The organism is Type-F symbiont of Plautia stali (assembly GCF_059731105.1).
This window is the reverse complement of sequence record NZ_AP035909.1, coordinates 1,268,766-1,284,795: the sequence shown is the minus strand read 5'-3', so window position 1 is coordinate 1,284,795 and position 16,030 is coordinate 1,268,766. Positions and strand designations below refer to the sequence as shown.

The window sequence follows — 16,030 nt, the reverse complement described above, 5'->3', positions numbered from 1 at the left end:
TCAGCCGCGGGACGCGCCAGCGTCCTGCGCTAATCCCACTTTCAGCAGTTTGCCATTGGCCTCATCGGTCAGCACATAGAGCCAGCCATCCGGTCCCTGCCGCACATCACGAATCCGCGCATTCTGGTCGCCCAGCAGGCGCTGCTCTTCCACCACCTTTTCACCGTTCACACTCAGCCGAATCAGGTTCTTCTCTTTCAGCGCGCCGATAAACAGCGAATTCTTCCACTGCGGAAAACGGGCGCTGTTGTAAAACGCCATGCCACTGATGGCCGGAGAGACTTTCCAGTGCCAGATCGGCTGCTCGGTGCCTGCAACATGGGTGCCCTTTGACTCCGGCACTTTATCGCCGCTGTAGTCGATACCGTAGGTCGCCAGCGGCCAGCCATAGTTTTTGCCACGACTCATGATATTCACTTCATCGCCGCCGCGCGGGCCATGCTCATTTTCCCATATCATCCCGGTCCAGGGATTCAGCGCCAGCCCCTGCGGATTACGCAGGCCAAGCGCCCAGATTTCCGGCCGCGCGCCGGGCTTATTCACAAACGGGTTATCATCCGGCACGCTGCCGTCGGCATTCAGCCGCAGCAGTTTGCCCTGCAGTTTATCGAGGTCCTGCGCGGCGCTGCTGACAAAATTATCGCCGAAGGCGATCCAGAGATAGCCCTGAGTATCAAACGCCAGCCGGGTGCCGATGTTATTACCGCTGGAGAGCATCGGCGTCTGCCGGATCACCTCGCGGAAATCGCTGAGCTGGCGATTATCCCTGCTCAGTGTCCCGACACCTACCACCGCCCCCGCTTTGCCCTTGCTGTCAGCCTCGGTGTAACTGAGCCAGACACGACGGCTGCTGGCGAAGTCGGGAGCCAGCACCACATCCAGCAGGCCGCTCTGCCGCTGTGCCCAGACCTCTGGCACGCCCTGAATCGGCTGCGACAGGCCGCTCTCCGGGTTCCAGCTGCGCAGCTGCCCGCTCCGTTCGGTTATCAGCAGCGTTTTGTTGTCGGGCAGAAAGGCAACCGACCATGGATGTTGTAACTTATCCTGTAACACCTCAACCTGCAGGTCAGCGGCAAACAGCGGCGGCACTGAGAGCAGCGAACCGGCCAGCAGCAGAACGGTTGAAAAACGGGACATAGAGTTCTCCTCATGGGATAGCGTGCCTTAAGCGTAGTCAGCCCGCGCGCAGTGAACCTGAGGATTTACAAAAGATTAAACAGGAAAACCCGCCGCAGGACGCAGCGGGTGAGAGGCATTACTCGAAGCAGGTGTCCGGATTCTCAGACAGGGTGATGAACTGCTTGCCACCCTGGGTCAGCGCCATAATGGTGCCGCTTTCGATATCGTAAACCCAGCCATGCAGACGCAGTTTGCCGTTACGCAGCGCGACGGAAACCGAAGGATGGGTTTTCATGTTGTTCAGCTGCGCGATCACGTTCTCTTTGACCATCTCATTCAGCTTCTTCTCCGGTGAGTCATACTCACGCTGCTCGACCACCGCTTTTGCCGCATCGGCATAGCGCAGCCAGTGCTCTACTGCGGGCATGGTGTCCATGCAGGCGCAGGAAGCAATAGCGTTCATAGCACCACAGTTGGAGTGACCGCAGATGATGATGTCGGAGACGCCCAGTGCGACCACGGCATATTCGATAGTCGCGGACACACCGCCAGGCTCCGGGCCAAATGAGGGAACGATGTTGCCCGCGTTGCGGATAACGAACAGCTCTCCTGGCTCCTGCTGCGTTACCAGCTCAGGCACCAGACGGCTGTCTGAACAGGAGATGAACAGGGCTTTCGGATTTTGATTTGACGCCAGGCTTTTGAAAAGATCCTTCCTTTCAGGAAACACATTCTGCTGGAAATTCAGAAATCCTTTGATGATCTCTTTCATTATTTAGCTCTCACATTATCCATTTCATTACCTGAGGGGCATAGCCCCCTCAGTGGGGTTAGCGGGTTTATTATTAATGAAAACAAGTGAATATCAACCCGCGTTTTTCATTCACTGTTCAGCCGGGGTTACGGACAGCGCTTCGCTTATCCGCCAGTCAACGGTCCAGGCGGCGATTTCTTTTTATAGCACGGTGAGTTACCACGACGCGCCCGTTTTTCTCTGAGCCTGATGCGGGTCTGCAAAGCGGACAGGCTTTTACGCGTTTTTTCACTACTTTACGTCGTGCGCCAGGCTGAAATCGTTTTCAGTCATTCACGCTCAGCGGACGCATCGCATCCGGCGGATTGCTGCGCCGTGAGCGTAATCCGCCGGTTTCAGTCCGCCGGCAGGGTTTTGACGGGAAGAAGCAGGAAAGATGAAATAGCGCGGAAAGCGGAGGCACTGCGGCGTGAAATGAATTTCGCCTCCCCGGCGCTACAGACGCGCCGGGCAGAAAAACGGTCATGCTGGTTCAGCGCTTAGCCATAAAGTTGCTGATGCGCCTTTTTCCGTTGCAGATAGTCCTCATCGGCCCGGAGACGGTCCCAGTAAGCTTTGAAAATGGCCGCCGCCGCGGCTTTTTCTTCGTTGACGCCACGCGGCAGCTCCTTGCCTTCAGCGTCATATTTTCGTCCGCCCTTGTGATTGCTGTAGCGGCGGGCACGGGTATAGCCCATCTGGATAAACTTGCGCGCCATATCCATGCCGACAAAATCATCCTGACGCCGGTAATCTTCAAACAGCGCCATGATCTTTTCTGCCGACTCTTCAGCAATGGGAACGGTTCGAAATCGCCAGTGAGGCAGGATTTCGCTCTTATAAGGCTCGACCATCAGCACACCCTGCTCCCCGCGGCCGACCTGATATCGCTCAGGGTGCTTACGGAAGTCGATAGTGCTGAAGTCCTGATCATAATCGAAAGGTTTCATGTCTTTAGTTTAGGATCAAGTGCGTCGCGCAGCCCGTCTCCGAGTAAATTAAATGCCAGAACAGTGAAGAAGATCGCCAGACTGGGGAAAATCGCCACGTGCGGCGCGATAACCATGTCGGCGCGCGCCTCGTTCAGCATGGCGCCCCACTCCGGCGTGGGCGGTTGTGCCCCTAAACCCAGAAAGGAGAGACTGGCAGCGGTGATGATGGAGGTGCCGACGCGCATGGTAAAATAGACCACAATCGGTGAGACCGTCCCCGGCAGGATATGTCGCATCAGAATGGTCCAGTCAGAAGCGCCGATGCTGCGCGCTGACTCAATAAAGGTCTGATGCTTGAGTACCAGCGTATTGCCGCGCACCAGGCGGGCAAAAGCCGGGATGCTGAAGATGGCTACCGCCACAATCACATTGCTCATGCCGCTGCCCATAATGGCGACGACCGCTATCGCCAGCAGAATGCCGGGAAAGGCAAACAGCACATCACAGATGCGCATGATGATGCGGTCCCACCACCCTTCATAATATCCCGCCAGCAGGCCAGAGAGGGTGCCAATCAGCGCGCCGATCAACACAGAGAAGAAGCCCGCAATCAGGGAAATACGCGTGCCGACCAGCACCCGGCTGAAGATATCGCGCCCCAGCGAGTCCACACCAAACAGGTGCATCAGTGACGGCCCCTCGTTGAGCCGGTCATAATCGAAATAGTTCTCCGCATCGAACGGCGCAACCCACGGTGCGATAAATGCCAGTACGATCAGCATCAGCACAAACAGGCCCGCCAGCAGCGCCACCGGCTGCCGTCTGAAACGCCGCCAGAACTCACGCCACGGCGTCCGCACCCGATTCTCCGCGAGCAGCGGCATGCTTTTCAGTGCCGCTGCGCGTCGCCAGTTTTTCATCGCGACTCCTTAAAGCGAATAGCGGGATTGATGACCGCATAGAGCATGTCGGTAAACAGATTGATCAGAATAAACTCCAGTGAAAACAGCAGGACCTCTGCCTGAATCACCGGGTAGTCGCGCATCGTCACAGAATCGACCAGCAGACGCCCCAGGCCAGGCCAGTTGAAAACCACTTCAACCACAATCGAGCCGCCCAGCAGAAAACCGAACTGCAGGCCCATCATGGTCACGACCGGGATCATGGCATTGCGCAGGCCATGTTTGACCACCACCAGCGACTCGCGTACCCCTTTGGCCCGCGCCGTCCGCATGTAGTCTTCCTGCATGACCTCGACAAAGGAGGCGCGGGTAAAACGGGCCATCACCGCCGCGACCGCGGCACCTAAGGTGATTGAAGGCAGGATGTAGTGTTTCCAGCTCTCTGCACCTACCGTCGGCAGCCATCCCAGCTCAACCGAGAAGACCTGCATCAGCAGCATGCCGAGTGCAAAGGCGGGGAACGAAATGCCCGACACCGCCAGCGTCATGCCCAGCCGATCGGGCCAGCGGTTGCGCCAGACGGCAGAGACAAGGCCAATTGCCATGCCAAAAATCACCGCCCAGACCATGCTGACCAGCGTCAGCCAGAGGGTCGGCATAAAGCGCGTGACGATCTCTTCGGCGACCGGCCGTTTCGACACCATCGACTGGCCAAAATCGCCCTGCAGCGCATTCAGTAAAAAGTGCCAGAACTGCTGCGGCAGCGGCAGATCCAGCCCCAGCTCCTGGCGCACCAGCGCCACCACGGAGGCATCCGCTTCCGGCCCGGCGATCAGGCGTGCGGGATCGCCCGGCAGCAGGTGCACAAACAGGAACACCAGCACCGCCACAATCAGCAGCGTCGGGATCAGCCCGAAAAGTCGTTTAATGAAATAGTTAAACATGCAACATCCTGCAGCTGCGGCCAGCCCGCGGGCTGGCCGGCTCCGTTACTTCAGAGTCGCCTCATCAAAATTGAATGAGGTATCGGGCATCACATAAAAACCGCTGAGGTTTTTGCTGTTAGCAGAGACCAGCTGCTCAACCACCAGCGGGATCCACGGGTGATCCTGCCAGATGGTATCCTGCGCATCTTTGTAAAGGCGCGCTTTCTCAGTACGGTCGGTGGTTTTCAGCGCATCGGCCAGATCTTTATCGACCTTTGGATTGCTGTAAAACGCGGTGTTGAAGATGGCCGGTGGCCAGGCTGCGGTGGCGAACAGCGGCGTCAGCGCCCAGTCTGCTTCGCCGGTTGAGGCGGACCAGCCGGTATAGAACATCCGCACGCCGCTCTCTTTCTGCCCTTTGCCCTCCACTTCCGCCGCACGCTGACCGGCATCCATCGCCGTGACCTTAACCTTCACGCCCACCTGTGCCAGCTGCTGCTGGGTGAACTGCAGCACCTTCTGCGCAGTACTGTGGTTGTGCGACGACCAGAGCGTGGTCTCGAAACCGTTCGGATAGCCCGCCTCTTTCAGCAGCGCTCTGGCTTTAGCCGGGTCGTAGCTTATCGCCGGATAGCTCTGTGCAAAGTCGATGGAGGGCGGCACAACGCCGGTCGCTGGCGTCGCATATCCGGAGAACGCCACTTTCGCCAGCGCCTGACGGTTGATGGCGTATTCCAGCGCCTCGCGCACTTTCGGGTTATCGAACGGCTTCTGAGTCACGTTGAGGCTGATGTAGCGCTGCATGATGGATGGCGTGGTCACCACATCCAGCTTGCTGTTCTGCTCCAGCCGCTTCGCCTGCTCATAAGGCACCGGGAAAGCGAAGTTCGCCTCACCGGTCTGCAGCATCGCCGCACGGGTGTTGTTATCCACCACCGGACGCCAGGTGATGCTGTCCAGCTTCGGATAGCCCGGCTTCCAGTAGCCATCCCACTTCTTCACCTTCACAAAGTCGGTCTGATTCCAGGTTTCAAACAGAAACGGACCGGTCCCGACCGGATGGAAACCGATCTCTTTGCCATATTTTTTCAGCGCAGTGGGCGAAATCATCGCCGCCGCCGGGTGCGCCAGGATGTTGATAAAGGCGGAGAACGGCTCCTTCAGCGTCACTTTAACCGTGGTCGGATCCACCACTTCGGTGCTGGCGATATGTTTAAACAGGTTGTAGCGCTTGAGGTGATTATCGGGATTGCTGGCGCGATCGAGGTTGACCTTCACGGCTTCGGCATTGAAGTCCGTGCCGTCCTGGAATTTGATGCCGGAACGCAGCTTAATGGTGTAGGTCAGTCCGTCCGGGCTGGCCTGATAGCTTTCCGCCAGCACGTTGGTCAGCTTCATCGCTTTATCAAAGCCGAACAGGCCCTGATAGAAAGATTTGGCGACCGCCTGCGACAGCGTGTCGTTGGCATCATAGGGGTCGAGCGTCGTGAAATTGGACGCGACGGCAATCACCGCATCCTGTGCTGCCCAGGCGGGCAGTGCCATTGCGCTGCTTAACACGCCAGCCGCCAGTAACCCTTTACGCATCGTTATCTGCATCTTGTTCTCCTGTAATCCCTGTCGGGTTGGTCGCCGGGGCGACATCGTCACTGTTCAGGTCGCACTGATAACGTGGCGCGCGACGAAATGGCCCGGAGCCACCTCCATCAGCGGCGCCACTTCAGGCTCATCCCCTAATGCATGGATCGGGCTGGGGATCTCATCGACCAGTAAGGCTCGTTCACGACGGTGGTGAGCCGGATCGGCTACCGGCACCGCCGCCATAAGTTTGCGGGTATAGGGATGCTGCGGCTGCTCAAAGACCGCCTGACGCGGCCCTATCTCGACAATCTGACCGAGATACATCACCGCTACGCGGTGGCTGATCCGCTCGACCACCGCCATATCGTGAGAAATAAAGAGAAAGGCGATGCCAAACTCGCGCTGCAGGTCGAGCATCAGATTGATAATCTGCGCCTGAACTGACACATCCAGCGCAGAGACGGACTCGTCGGCGATCACCACTTTAGGGTTCAGCGCCAGCGCACGGGCGATGCAGATTCGCTGACGCTGTCCGCCGGAAAATTCATGCGGATAGCGCTGAGCATGCTCCGGCAGCAGGCCCACTTTATCCAGCAGCCAGGCGACGCGCTGCTCCGCCTCGCGTCGCGGCATCACCTTATGTACCAGCAGCGGCTCCATGATTGAAAAACCCACTGTCAGGCGCGGATCGAGTGAGGCATAAGGGTCCTGAAAGATAAACTGAATGTCGCGTCGCAGATGGGCCAGCGCGGCACCGGAAAGCGTATCTATCCGCTGTCCGTCGAAGGTCAGCGTGCCGCCCTGGCTCGCCACCAGCCTGAGCAGCGAGCGTCCGGTGGTGGATTTACCGCAGCCTGATTCGCCCACCAGCGCCAGTGTCTCACCGGCATAGAGGTCGAAACTGACTTTTTCGACGGCGTGAACCCGGCTTTTAACCCGATTCAGCAGCCCGCCGCGAATATCGAAGCGGGTCACCAGATCGCGCACCTGTAAAATCGGGGGCTGCAGACGGCGTACCGTATCCTGCGGCACGTCGTCGGCCGCGTCGCTGTGCAGCAGGGGAAATTTCGCGGGCAACGGCTGGCCCTGCATGGCGCCGAGCTTTGGCACGGCGGCCAGTAGCGCCTGGGTGTAAGGCTGTTCCGGTGCGCTGAACAGCCGGTCGACCGGGGCTTTTTCCACCACCTCGCCGCGGTACATCACCTGAACCCGGTCAGCCATTTCAGCCACTACGCCCATATCGTGAGTGATAAAAATCACCCCCATCTGCATCTCTTTCTGCAGCACGCGGATAAGCTGCAGAATCTGCGCCTGAATCGTTACATCGAGCGCCGTGGTTGGCTCATCGGCAATCAGCAGGGCGGGTTTGCAGCAGAGTGCCATTGCAATCATCACCCGCTGGCGCATCCCGCCTGACAGCTGATGTGGAAACCGGGAGAGGACATTTTGCGCATCAGGGATCCGCACCAGGTCCAGCATCCGGCGCGCTTCCGCCAGCGCGGCGGCATGACTCTGTCCCTGATGCAGACGAATCGATTCGGCAATCTGCTCGCCGACGGAGAAGACGGGATTCAGCGAGGTCATCGGCTCCTGAAAGATCATCGCCATATCGGCGCCGCGCACCCGGCGCATCTGCTGCTTTGAGGCACGCATCAGATCCAGCACCTCCCCATTGCGACGGCGCAGCAGCGCTTCGCCACTGACCTGGCCTCCCGCCTGCTCGATGAGCCGCATCAGCGCCAGAGACGTGACCGATTTGCCTGAACCTGACTCGCCTACCAGCGCCAGCGTCTCGCCGCGAAACAGATCGAGTGACAAATGGCGCACCGCGCGGGTCAGGGTCGCCTCATGCTGAAATTCCACGCTGAGATCGCGCACCGCCAGCACCTGCTCAGGGGCCAGGGTCGGATGCGTTTGCCTGTCGCTCATCTCTGCTCCTTAACTTTCGCGGTAGATAGCGACTTCCGCTGGCTCGCCCACCCGGGCGACGCCGCGGTACATTCCCTCGCTGTTAAACGGCAGGGCCACATTGCCCGCACGATCGACAGCAATCAGGCCGCCGCTGCCGCCCAGCTCCAGCACGCTGTCATGAATGACATTGACGCTGGCCTGCTGCAGCGTACGACCGGCATAGCGCATCTGTGCGGCCACGTCATAAGCGGCCAGCGTGCGCATAAAGACCTCACCGGTGCCGGTACAGGAGACCGCCACGCTGTCATTGCTGGCATAGCAGCCCGCACCCGGCAGCGGCGAGTCGCCTACCCGTCCGGCCTGTTTATTGGTCATGCCGCCCGTTGAGGTCGCCGCAGCCAGATTGCCCTCCAGGTCCAGCGCCACCGCGCCCACCGTGCCAAACTTGCGGTCAGGGTCGAGCGGGTCGTCGTGGTGAGCCGCGCCATCATGGTCCAGCACCGCCGAATCGCTATTCAGCGCGCGCTGCAGCTGTTCCCACCGTTCCGGCGTCGAGAAGTAGTCAGGGCTCACCGGCGCCAGTCCGTTCGCCGCCGCGAACTGTTCAGCACCTTCACCGATGAACAGCACATGCTCGCTTTTTTCCAGCACGGCACGCGCCGCCAGAACCGGGTTGCGCACCCGCGTCACGCCGGCGACGGCGCCCGCCTCCAGCGTGCGCCCATCCATGATGCAGGCATCGAGTTCATGCGTGCCCTGATGGGTAAATACCGCGCCTTTACCGGCATTAAACAGCGGGCACTCTTCAAGCAGCCGCACCGCTTCCGTTACCGCATCCAGTGCGCTGCCACCCTGCGCCAGGATCTGCTGGCCCTGAGTGACAATCTCCTGCAGCGCCTGACGATATGCCTGTTCTTTTTCAGCGCTCATCGCTGAGCGCGTAATGGCACCCGCGCCGCCGTGAATGGCAATCACTGCTTTAACCATAACGCTCTGCCCTGTTGCATCCGCATGAAAAACACTGATTTAAAATGGTTTTCATCCATTTTTGATGATTTTTGACTATAGAAAGCCTGCTAAGGGTTGTAAAGCGGAAACTGTTCCTGTGGTTATAACCTTTTCTTACCACCCTATATCATTTTGACCCTTATCGCGGGCAAGCCCGGGGTGACACCGATGTGACTCAGCGGCCAATTGCCACCATAATAGGCAGCATCTGAATTCACCAGGCTGGACCCTTATGGAAAGTTTTACTGCAGGTTTGATCTCCCTTGAGGAGGCGCAACAAAAAATGCTCGCGCAGCTGACGCCCATCGCCGACGCTGAGAACGTGTCACTGGCCGCGGCGGCAGGCCGCATCACGGCAAAAGCGGTGACCTCCCCTATCGCCGTACCGCCCTTTGATAACTCCGCGATGGATGGTTACGCCGTCAGGCTGGCAGATATCAGCCGCGGTGAGCCGCTGCCGGTGGCCGGTAAAGCCTTCGCTGGCGCACCCTTCAGTGGTGAGTGGCCGCAGGGCAGCGTGATCCGCATCATGACCGGTGCGCCGGTTCCCGCAGGCTGCGACGCGGTGGTGATGCAGGAGCAGACGGAAACGCGGGAGGGGGCCGTTGTGATCACCGCACCGGTGCGTCCCGGCCAGAATATCCGCCTGACCGGCGACGATATTCAGCCCGGTCATGTCGTGCTGGAAGCGGGCACGCGGCTGGGCGCGGCGGAACTGCCGCTGCTGGCTTCGCTGGGGATTGCGCAGGTCAGCGTAGTGCGAAAAGTGCGGGTGGCGATCTTCTCCACCGGTGATGAACTGCAGCCGGTGGGGGAACCGCTGGCCGAAGGCGCAATTTACGATACCAACCGTTTCGCCGTGTCGCTGATGCTGAATAAGCTCGGCTGCGACGTCATCGACCTGGGGATTATCAAAGACGATCCGGCGGCCCTGCGGGCGGCTTTCGCAGAGGCGGATCGGCAGGCGGATGTGGTGATCAGCACCGGCGGTGTCTCAGTCGGGGAAGCGGACTTTACCAAAACGATGCTGGAAGAGCTGGGGGCAATCAGCTTCTGGAAGCTGGCGATCAAACCCGGCAAACCTTTTGCTTTTGGCCGCCTCAGCCACAGCTGGTTCTGCGGTTTACCGGGTAATCCGGTCTCGGCTGCTGTCACCTTTTATCAGCTGGTTCAGCCGCTGCTGGCGAAACTTACCGGCCTGCAGAAATCGGCTCTGCCGCCGCGTCAGAAAGTGCGCTGCGCCTCTGCGCTCAAAAAATCACCGGGCCGGCTCGATTTCCAGCGTGGCATCCTGCGCCAGAACGCGCAGGGTGAGCTGGAGGTGCAGACCACCGGCATGCAGGGTTCCCACGTCTTCAGCTCTTTTGCGCAGGCAAACTGCTTCATTGTGCTGGAGCGGGAGCGCGGCAATGTGGAGCCTGGCGAATGGGTTGAGGTGGAACCCTTCAACGCCCTGCTGGAGGCGTAAATGCTGCCTGAATTAAGCGATGAGGAGATGCTGCGCTACAACCGGCAGATTGTCCTGCGCGGTTTCGATTTTGACGGTCAGGAGCGACTTAAAGCCAGCCATGCGCTGATCGTCGGGCTGGGCGGACTTGGCTGTGCCGCCGCGCCCTGGCTGGCGTCAGCCGGGATCGGCAGCCTGACGCTGCTTGACTTCGACACCGTGTCGCACTCTAACCTGCAACGGCAGATACTGCATCATGACGCCGATATTGGCTGTGCCAAAGTCGAATCGGCGGCACAAAGCCTGGCGGCCATCAATCCTCACTGTCAGCTGCATCCGGTCAACGGCCAGCTGGATGATACGGCGCTGCTGGCGCTGATAGCCCGCCAGCAGGTGGTGCTGGACTGCACCGACAATGTTGCGGCGCGGGAGCAGCTCAACCGGCTCTGTCGCCAGCAGGGCGTCCCGCTGGTCTCCGGGGCGGCAATTCGTATGGAGGGCCAGATCAGCGTATTCAACTGGCAGCCCGGCACGCCCTGCTATCGCTGTATCAGCCGCCTGTTTGGCGAACAGACCCTGAGTTGTGTCGAAGCAGGCGTCATGGCCCCGCTGGTGGGGGTGATTGGTGCAATGCAGGCGATGGAAGCGATTAAGGTCCTGACGGCCTTTGGCACGCCGGCCACCAGCCGGTTGCTGATGTACGATGCCATGAGTGCAGAATTCCGCAGCATGAAAGTGGCGCAGGATGCGCACTGTGAAGTGTGTGGCGATGGAGCATAGGCTCCCTGAAGCTGGCTCCAGCCTCAGAGTGATTACCTTGCGGCCCATTCCGGGCCAAAAAAAGGGGGTGGTCTGCGCCACCCCCCTTTTATCAGACGATTCCCTGACTGCGCAGGTAATCTTCATAGTTGCCGGTGAAGTCCACCACCTTGTCTGCTTTCAGCTCAATCACGCGGGTTGCCAGCGAGCTGACAAATTCACGGTCGTGCGACACAAACACCAGTGTGCCTTCATACATCTCCAGCGCCATATTGAGCGATTCAATCGACTCCATATCCAGGTGGTTAGTCGGCTCATCCATAATCAGGATGTTCGGTTTCTGCATCATCAGCTTGCCGAACAGCATGCGCCCTTTCTCACCACCGGAAAGCACCTTCGCCGGTTTCTTAATATCATCCTGTGAAAACAGCAGGCGACCCAGAATACCGCGAATCGTCTGCTCATCATCACCGGGCTGTTTCCACTGACTCATCCAGTCAAATACGGTCAGATCATTAGCAAAATCTTCGGCGTGATCCTGCGCGTAATAACCAATGCGCGCATTCTCTGACCATTTAACGCTGCCATTATCGGGCTCAAGTTGCCCTACCAGCGTCTTCAGCAACGTCGATTTACCAATACCGTTGGCGCCGATGATCGCCAGCTTTTCGCCCACTTCCATCAGCAGATTTAAATTCTTAAACAGCGGACCGTTATCAAACCCTTTGGTTAATCCTTCCACTTCCAGGGCGTTTCGGAACAACTTCTTATCCTGCTCAAAACGGATAAACGGGTTCTGACGACTGGACGCTTTGACTTCTTCCAGTTTAATTTTATCCATCTGTTTTGCGCGCGATGTCGCCTGACGCGATTTAGATGCGTTGGCGCTGAAACGGCTGACGAACGACTGCAGGTCAGCAATCTGCGCTTTTTTCTTGGCGTTGTCAGATAACAGACGTTCACGCGCCTGGGTTGCGGCGGTCATATATTCGTCATAATTACCGGAATAGACACGCAGCTCGCCATAATCCAAATCCGCCATGTGGGTGCAGACCATATTAAGGAAGTGACGGTCATGCGAAATGATAATCATGGTGCTGTCACGTTCATTCAGCACCTGCTCCAGCCAGCGAATGGTATCGATGTCCAGGTTGTTGGTTGGTTCATCGAGTAACAGAATATCGGGATTGGAAAACAGCGCCTGCGCCAGCAGCACGCGCAATTTAAAGCCCGGCGCAATTTCGCTCATCGGGCCATAATGCTGTTCAACCGGAATACCGACACCAAGTAATAACTCACCGGCACGGGATTCGGCGCTATAGCCATCCATCTCACCGTAAAGCGCCTCAAGGTCACCGACCTTATACCCCTCTTCTTCGCTCATTTCTGGCAAAGAATAAATACGGTCGCGCTCCTGCTTAACTTCCCATAATTCATGGTGACCCATGATCACGGTGTCCAGCACGCTGAATTGTTCAAAGGCGAACTGATCCTGACGCAGCTTACCGATACGCTCGTTGGGATCGTAAGAGACGTTGCCGGCTGAAGGCACCAGATCGCCACCCAAAATCTTCATGAAGGTGGATTTTCCGCTGCCGTTCGCACCGATTAAACCGTAACGATTACCGCCGCCAAACTTAACGGAGATATTCTCGAACAGTGGCTTACTGCCAAACTGCATGGTGATATTGCTGCTAACTAACACGGCATTGACCTTTGTGAAGAGAGTGGATGAAAAAACGGCGGCTATTATGCCAGATGTGACGCAGCGCACGCCAGCGTCGGGGATGGATTGCTGGCCGGGTGATTGATATCCCGACAGAAATAAAAAAGCCGGCAGGCCATCATGGCCCCCGGCTCCCACTTACAAGGATTGTGTCGATCAATCGATCAGGAAGCTGTCCAGGCTTTTACCGGAATCCAGCGCTTTTTTAATCGCTGCCGGGGTACGGCCCTGGCCAGTCCAGGATTTCTGCTCACCGTTTTCGTCGGTGTAAGTATATTTAGCCGGACGCGGCGCACGCTTGGTGCGTTTTTTTCCGCTTTCCAGGGCACCTAATAATTCATTAGGATCGATGCCGTCAGCCAGCAGCATTTCGCGATATTTAGAGAGCTTTTCTTCTTTTTCGCGATTCTGCGTCTCTTCTGCTTCTGCTTCTTCGCGGCGCTCAGTCACAACAACAGTTAATTTTTCCAGGATCTCTTCAAGATCGGTCAGTGGCAGTTCACGAGCCTGGGCACGTAATGTGCGAATATTGTTCAGTACCTTAAATGCGTCACTCATCACAATGTCCTTGATTAAGGGGGGGTTAATAAAACTGTAGCGGCAAGATTACCTAATTCAAATAAAAAAATAAATTATTTTTACGCCCCAGATAATTCTTAAGTATTAATTATGCCGAAATATGGCTTTTAAAATCGGACCCGCCTGAGGTTTATTAACGATGAATTAACAACAAACCGGGCCTGTGTCCCTGTATTGAAAACGATTTCAGCCGGACGATACCGCCTGCAGAGGCATAACCGCATCTGTGAAAGCGTGCAGGTTCAGGCCCGTTATTTCCGGTTTACCGCCCATGCTCTGGCGATAAAAAAAGGCCGGAAAGGCTACCTCTGTCACAATAGTTTACAGTTCATGATTAAAAATTGCCCTTCTCATCGGGCAATAACGTTAAAGAATTATCGCCCTATTCGATTTTATTATGACAGTCGCGACGTTCCCGGCATGTTTTACCGCTGCGTTTTTCAGCAGCGTCAGATTATTCGCAGAGAAGAGCGTTGAACAACAGCGGTCGCGTTCTGCAGACGCTGGCGAATTGTCATGCGCGTTCTGAGTGGCATTAAAAAAGCATCCTGAAATAAATGCAGAAAGGTGATGCAGCTCAAAATCTTAAATTGAACTGATGCCAGCCACATAAATAATAACGCCCTGACCGCTGCGCAGATAATAGCCCTGCTGTCAGGCCTGTTTTATTTTCGGCCATTTTATCCTGACGAATTCCGGCAACGATTGCCGCTGATTCAATGAGTTAGATTATCGGTAAAGGGAGATGGCGGGCTGACCGCGCAGCGGAGAGGGATAAGCAGGCAGTCACGGCAGCAGCGCCGCGACCGCCTGAGAACTAATTGGCCTGGGTGGCCGGACCGAAGACGGAGTAGTGCGGCATCTCAACAGTCTGGTAGGTTTCCCAGCCGCCGCCCAGTGCTTTATAGAGCGCCACCAGATCGAGTGCGCTCTGCATCCGTGCCTGGGTTGCCTGCTCCTGTGCCTGTGCAAGCTGGCGCTGTGCATCCAGCACCTCCAGGAAGGTGGAGAGCCCCTGACGGTAGCTGTCGCTGGCGAGATCAAAGGCACGCTGAAGAGCACCGGTTGTCTCATCCAGCGCGGTGACACGCTGCTGATCGGCGCGATAGCTGACCAGCGCATTCTCCACATCCTGCAGCGCCGTCAGCACCGTCTGGCGATAATCCAGTGCGGCACTCGCCTGCTGCGCCCGCGCCAGCTTCACGCTCGACACCAGCTGTCCGCCCTGGAAAATCGGAATCGATAACGAGGGGCCAAAGCTGTAGAAATGGCTGCTCCAGTTATCCAGATAGCTGACGTCCGTGTTACGCACGCCCAGCTGGCCGGTCAGCGACAGGCTCGGGAAAAGCTGCGCGACAGAGACGCCAATTTCCGCGGTCTGCGCATGCAGTGTCGCTTCAGCCTGACGAATATCAGGACGACGGCGCGCCAGCGTTGAAGGGATACCCACCTGCACAAACTGAGGCAGCGGCGGCAACGGTTTCGGCGTACTGAGTTCCACATCCAGCGCGCCCGGCGTCTTGCCGAGCAGCACCGCCAGGCCGTTCATCGCCTGCCGCGCCTGCGACTGATACTGCGGCAGTTGCGCCTGCAGCGTGCTCAGCTGGGCCCGGGCATTCTCTACGTCGGTCAGCGGCGCCAGACCATTACGCTGCTGGCTCTGCGTCAGCTCGGTCGTCTGCTGCGCCACGCTGATCTGCTGCTCCAGCGTCTGGATGGTGCTCTGCGCCCCGCGCAGCTGTAGCCAGGCGCGCGCCACTTCCGCTTCCAGTGAGACCAGCGCATCATTGCGCTGCTCAATCGCCGCCTGCTGCTGGGCAGTGGCAGCCTCAACCTGACGGCGCACTTTGCCCCACAGATCCAGTTCCCAGCTCGCATCGAAGCTGCCCTGGTAGAGATTGACCGGCTGGGTCAGGCCGTTGAGCTGACTGGCTACGTTACTGTCGAGCTGATCGGTGGCCCCATTGGCTTTCAGCAAGCCTTCCAGACCGAGCTGCTGACGCGTCACTTTGGCCGAACCGCTCAGGCTGGGTAACAGGCTACCCTGGGCCTGTGTCAGCTGTTCGCGTGCCCCGGCAATACGCAGTACCGTCTGCTGCAGGCTCAGGTTGCCTGCTACCGCCCGCTCAATCAGGCTGTCGAGCTGCGGATCGTTAAAGCTTCGCCACCAGCGGGAATTAATCGCGGCGCTTTGGGGTACGGACACCTCCTGCGACGCCATGGCGTTAAAACTGCCCGGCACGGCCGGTTTCGGCGCCTGATAGTCAGGCCCGACGGCGCAACCCGCCAGGGCAAGAGCCAGCAGTAAACTCACGGGTTTCAGGCGATGAGAGTAAAAAACCTTCAT

At 57.9% G+C, this 16,030-nt stretch carries 13 protein-coding genes; 2 read left to right on the top strand and 11 right to left on the bottom strand.

Features of this window, described 5'->3' with window-relative positions; translation table 11 throughout:
* The 8 genes from AC6I7A_RS06005 to AC6I7A_RS05970 all read right to left on the bottom strand — a co-directional run bounded on the left by AC6I7A_RS06005 (position 1) and on the right by AC6I7A_RS05970 (position 9,151).
* Positions 1–1,137, bottom strand: a complete 1,137-nt coding sequence (locus tag AC6I7A_RS06005; protein ID WP_058957695.1) for a PQQ-dependent sugar dehydrogenase — start codon at positions 1,135–1,137, stop codon at positions 1–3.
* Between the two features lie 118 nt (positions 1,138–1,255).
* A complete protein-coding gene (locus AC6I7A_RS06000; RefSeq protein WP_009091197.1) occupies positions 1,256–1,891 on the bottom strand; it encodes a carbonic anhydrase in 636 nt (211 codons plus the stop codon).
* 521 nt (positions 1,892–2,412) lie between these two features.
* Positions 2,413–2,862, bottom strand: coding sequence for a DUF4385 domain-containing protein (locus tag AC6I7A_RS05995; protein WP_009091198.1), 450 nt, complete (start codon positions 2,860–2,862; stop codon positions 2,413–2,415).
* Positions 2,859–3,764, bottom strand: coding sequence for a glutathione ABC transporter permease GsiD (gsiD, locus tag AC6I7A_RS05990; protein ID WP_058957696.1), 906 nt, complete (start codon positions 3,762–3,764; stop codon positions 2,859–2,861). The genes AC6I7A_RS05995 and gsiD overlap by 4 nt, the downstream gene beginning before the upstream one ends.
* Positions 3,761–4,690: a glutathione ABC transporter permease GsiC gene (gene gsiC / locus AC6I7A_RS05985; protein WP_058957697.1), complete on the bottom strand. Its 930-nt coding sequence runs from the start codon at positions 4,688–4,690 to the stop codon at positions 3,761–3,763. The genes gsiD and gsiC overlap by 4 nt, the downstream gene beginning before the upstream one ends.
* A gap of 45 nt (positions 4,691–4,735) precedes the next feature.
* Positions 4,736–6,271 (bottom strand): glutathione ABC transporter substrate-binding protein GsiB, encoded by a 1,536-nt coding sequence (gene gsiB / locus AC6I7A_RS05980; protein ID WP_058957698.1) that lies wholly within the window; start codon positions 6,269–6,271, stop codon positions 4,736–4,738.
* A 54-nt stretch (positions 6,272–6,325) separates the two neighbouring features.
* Positions 6,326–8,182, bottom strand: coding sequence for a glutathione ABC transporter ATP-binding protein GsiA (gene gsiA / locus AC6I7A_RS05975; protein WP_058957699.1), 1,857 nt, complete (start codon positions 8,180–8,182; stop codon positions 6,326–6,328).
* 9 nt (positions 8,183–8,191) lie between these two features.
* The gene (locus AC6I7A_RS05970; RefSeq protein WP_058957700.1) at positions 8,192–9,151 is read right to left on the bottom strand and encodes an isoaspartyl peptidase/L-asparaginase family protein; all 960 of its coding nucleotides are present in this window, start codon (positions 9,149–9,151) and stop codon (positions 8,192–8,194) included.
* 253 nt (positions 9,152–9,404) lie between these two features.
* Here AC6I7A_RS05970 and moeA point away from each other — a divergent pair, with 253 nt between their 5' ends.
* Both moeA and moeB read left to right on the top strand, forming a co-directional pair.
* Positions 9,405–10,640, top strand: a complete 1,236-nt coding sequence (gene moeA / locus AC6I7A_RS05965; RefSeq protein WP_058957701.1) for a molybdopterin molybdotransferase MoeA — start codon at positions 9,405–9,407, stop codon at positions 10,638–10,640.
* Entirely contained in the window at positions 10,641–11,399 is a 759-nt protein-coding gene (gene moeB, locus AC6I7A_RS05960; RefSeq protein WP_058957702.1) for a molybdopterin-synthase adenylyltransferase MoeB, read from the top strand.
* 91 nt (positions 11,400–11,490) lie between these two features.
* Here the strand turns inward: moeB and AC6I7A_RS05955 are convergent, their stop codons facing one another.
* From AC6I7A_RS05955 to AC6I7A_RS05945, 3 genes are all read right to left on the bottom strand, one after another.
* Positions 11,491–13,083: an ABC-F family ATPase gene (locus tag AC6I7A_RS05955; protein WP_009091206.1), complete on the bottom strand. Its 1,593-nt coding sequence runs from the start codon at positions 13,081–13,083 to the stop codon at positions 11,491–11,493.
* Positions 13,084–13,260: 177 nt separating this feature from the next.
* Positions 13,261–13,662, bottom strand: coding sequence for an H-NS family histone-like protein (locus tag AC6I7A_RS05950; RefSeq protein WP_009091208.1), 402 nt, complete (start codon positions 13,660–13,662; stop codon positions 13,261–13,263).
* Between the two features lie 838 nt (positions 13,663–14,500).
* Positions 14,501–16,030: an efflux transporter outer membrane subunit gene (locus tag AC6I7A_RS05945; RefSeq protein ID WP_058957703.1), complete on the bottom strand. Its 1,530-nt coding sequence runs from the start codon at positions 16,028–16,030 to the stop codon at positions 14,501–14,503.

Bases quoted from the DNA above. Each gene is read 5' to 3' on its own strand.
- AC6I7A_RS05970 (WP_058957700.1), bottom strand. From the start codon at position 9,151: ATGGTTAAAGCAGTGATTGCCATTCACGGCGGCGCGGGTGCCATTACG.
- AC6I7A_RS05995 (WP_009091198.1), bottom strand. From the start codon at position 2,862: ATGAAACCTTTCGATTATGATCAGGACTTCAGCACTATCGACTTCCGT.
- gsiD (WP_058957696.1), bottom strand. From the start codon at position 3,764: ATGAAAAACTGGCGACGCGCAGCGGCACTGAAAAGCATGCCGCTGCTC.
- moeB (WP_058957702.1), top strand. From the start codon at position 10,641: ATGCTGCCTGAATTAAGCGATGAGGAGATGCTGCGCTACAACCGGCAG.
- AC6I7A_RS05945 (WP_058957703.1), bottom strand. From the start codon at position 16,030: ATGAAGGTTTTTTACTCTCATCGCCTGAAACCCGTGAGTTTACTGCTG.
- AC6I7A_RS06005 (WP_058957695.1), bottom strand. From the start codon at position 1,137: ATGTCCCGTTTTTCAACCGTTCTGCTGCTGGCCGGTTCGCTGCTCTCA.
- gsiB (WP_058957698.1), bottom strand. From the start codon at position 6,271: ATGCAGATAACGATGCGTAAAGGGTTACTGGCGGCTGGCGTGTTAAGC.
- gsiA (WP_058957699.1), bottom strand. From the start codon at position 8,182: ATGAGCGACAGGCAAACGCATCCGACCCTGGCCCCTGAGCAGGTGCTG.
- moeA (WP_058957701.1), top strand. From the start codon at position 9,405: ATGGAAAGTTTTACTGCAGGTTTGATCTCCCTTGAGGAGGCGCAACAA.
- AC6I7A_RS06000 (WP_009091197.1), bottom strand. From the start codon at position 1,891: ATGAAAGAGATCATCAAAGGATTTCTGAATTTCCAGCAGAATGTGTTT.
- AC6I7A_RS05950 (WP_009091208.1), bottom strand. From the start codon at position 13,662: ATGAGTGACGCATTTAAGGTACTGAACAATATTCGCACATTACGTGCC.
- gsiC (WP_058957697.1), bottom strand. From the start codon at position 4,690: ATGTTTAACTATTTCATTAAACGACTTTTCGGGCTGATCCCGACGCTG.